This is a genomic window from Kroppenstedtia sanguinis (assembly GCF_050433445.1).
Lineage (GTDB): Bacteria > Bacillota > Bacilli > Thermoactinomycetales > DSM-45169 > Kroppenstedtia > Kroppenstedtia sanguinis.
Map to the genome: position 1 here is coordinate 1 of NZ_JBNPXF010000050.1, position 2,220 is coordinate 2,220.

At 51.7% G+C, this 2,220-nt stretch carries 3 protein-coding genes; all 3 read right to left on the reverse strand.

The genetic code is table 11. The annotated features are described in order from the left end of the window. Positions 1-186: 186 nt before the first annotated feature. Entirely contained in the window at positions 187-309 is a 123-nt protein-coding gene (locus JOD24_RS16005; protein ID WP_380163326.1) for a hypothetical protein, read from the reverse strand. A gap of 69 nt (positions 310-378) precedes the next feature. Beyond that, complete coding sequence (locus tag JOD24_RS16010) at positions 379-624, reverse strand: hypothetical protein (RefSeq protein WP_429247347.1); 246 nt, start codon at positions 622-624, stop codon at positions 379-381. A 197-nt stretch (positions 625-821) separates the two neighbouring features. Continuing rightward, entirely contained in the window at positions 822-1,985 is a 1,164-nt protein-coding gene (locus JOD24_RS16015; protein ID WP_380167672.1) for a glycosyl hydrolase family 18 protein, read from the reverse strand. Between the last annotated feature and the right edge of the window lie 235 nt (positions 1,986-2,220).

Sequence of the window (2,220 nt, forward strand, 5' to 3'; positions counted from 1 at the left end):
CGCCATAAGAAAATCCCCTCCGGCAGTTCAGTGCTTTTGTCCATCTTACCAGATGGACTTTTTTCACTGTCTACCTCAAGGGGATAATACCACTTTTTGCGGAAGGGACCGTTTTTTTGTTAGGTGGAAAATCCCGATTTGGAGCCCTGCAGTGCAGGTGTTAATCCACGCGCTCCATCAGTTGGTTCAGTAGCTGTCGGGCCTGCTCTTTCCCCAGAATCCACCCTGGATCCGATCCAATCGATTCATTACCTCATCCACTCTCCCAGTTGACAGCTCCAAATCCGCAAAGGAGCGAAAGAGTCCCACCGCTCTTTCCACCTCCGAATTCCATGTTCTATCACTTTTGCCTTGTTTCTTCCCCATCCCTGGCTGGATTCATTGCCAGTCCACGAACCGAGCCCGTTTCACCAAGAGTCGGTGCTGTCTCAAAGATTCCTGCAGACGTTTCCACAAATCATCTACCGCCTCCAGATGACGGGCCTGCTGCGCCCGGCGTAGCTCTCTCTGCAGAGGAGCCACCTCCTGGCTGTAGAAAAGATCCGCCTCTTTGATCTTTTTTTTCTTGCGGAACGCTTTTGGTTCAGATTGCTGTGTCCCCCTGTGACGCTTTTTCTTCGCCATTGGAATCACCCTTATATGTCAAGGATGATCCATTCTATGCACCCCGCCCGGTTTCCGTATATTGTCCCGGTGAAGCCTGACAAGAATTGACCCGTCTATGACGCTTCGCGTTAATATTGCTGACTGAGTTTTGAGAAGAAAAACCAAGATCCATCAAGAGAACATGAAAACCGGCGGGGATCCGCCGGTTGGGGCCTTCAATATTTCTTGATCTTGAAATTGTCCCGCAGCAGGGACCATTGGTCAGGGAATGGTTCCCCCAGGACCCAGTAACCCACTCCACGGACACGGTACTCCTTGATCAGGTCAAACCGGGCTTGGGCACTTTGGCTGTTTTCAAACCAGACCACATGTTTTTTCCCTTGTTTGTCCCGGTAGTAAAAATAGGGAGCCTGGTCGCGATTGTTGTAACGGATCTCGGCTCCGGTCTTCCGCGCCAATTCAGCGGCAGCCTGAGGAGCGATCCGTTTGGCGGGAGGACCTCCCTTTCGGTAGGGCAAGGTCCAATCATACCCGTACAGCGGGGCCCCCACCATGATTTTTTCTCGGGGAATCCGAGTGACGGCATAGTCCAAAACCTTGCGCACTTGGGGCAGCGGTGACACTGCCATCGGCGGCCCTCCAGTCCACCCCCACTCATAGGTCATCAAGATGACAAAATCGGCCACTTTTCCATGAAAAGCATAATCATGGGCGCCATGCCACGGCCCTCCCTGCCGGTCGCTACTTTTAGGGGCGAGAGCCGTGGATACCGTAAATCCTTCCTTTTTCACAAGTGGGAGGATCGTCTCCAGAAAACCATGATACAGTTGGCGATCCTGTTCCCGGATATGCTCAAAATCGATATTGAGCGCACGGTACCCTTTCTCTTTCATCACTCGGACCACATTGCGGATCAACCGCTGACTCGCCTGCTTGTCTGTGAATATCCGGTGGGCGATGTCCGGTTGAAAATTTCCATCTGCAAAATTGGTAAGTACCAACATGGGAAGGGCTCCATGGTTTCGGGCAGCCTTCAAGCTGGACTCCTCATGGAGAGAGATCAGACCCCCATCGGGTTTCACCTGGTAGCTGAAGAAGCTGACATAGGTAAGATCGTCTCCTACATCCCGTATATCTCGGGTCGCTTTTTTCGCATCCATCGGTTCAATAAAACCCAGGGTTTCAATGCGCGGTGAGGCGGGACGTTTTTTCACGGGTCCCGCCCCATCCCCTGATTTGACCCTTGTCACCGGCGGTGGATCGGCAGACCCAGTCTGTCGGGGCGTCGTGTTGTCATTCCCCTGGCTCTGTTTTCCCATCCCGCCGCAACCGCTGAACAGGAGGAGGGAAATCAGACTGAGGCTGATCAGTTTTTTCATCATGAATCTCTCCCGGATCAAGTGAAATCAATACATTCCCTTTTTTGTGCCGCTCCCAACAAGAGATGTCAGCACATCAGGTTAAACTTAACATTTCAGATGAAGTCCCCTTTTATACACACAAGAAAAAGCATGCACTGTTGGTATTATCCCCATACGGTAGACAGTGAAAAAAGTCCATCTGGTAAGATGGACAAAAGCACTGAACTGCCGGAGGGGATTTTCTTATGGCGAA

Excerpts from the sequence above, each read along its gene's own strand:
- JOD24_RS16010 (WP_429247347.1), bottom strand. The coding sequence starts at position 624 with ATGGCGAAGAAAAAGCGTCACAGGGGGACACAGCAATCTGAACCAAAA.
- JOD24_RS16015 (WP_380167672.1), bottom strand. The coding sequence starts at position 1,985 with ATGAAAAAACTGATCAGCCTCAGTCTGATTTCCCTCCTCCTGTTCAGC.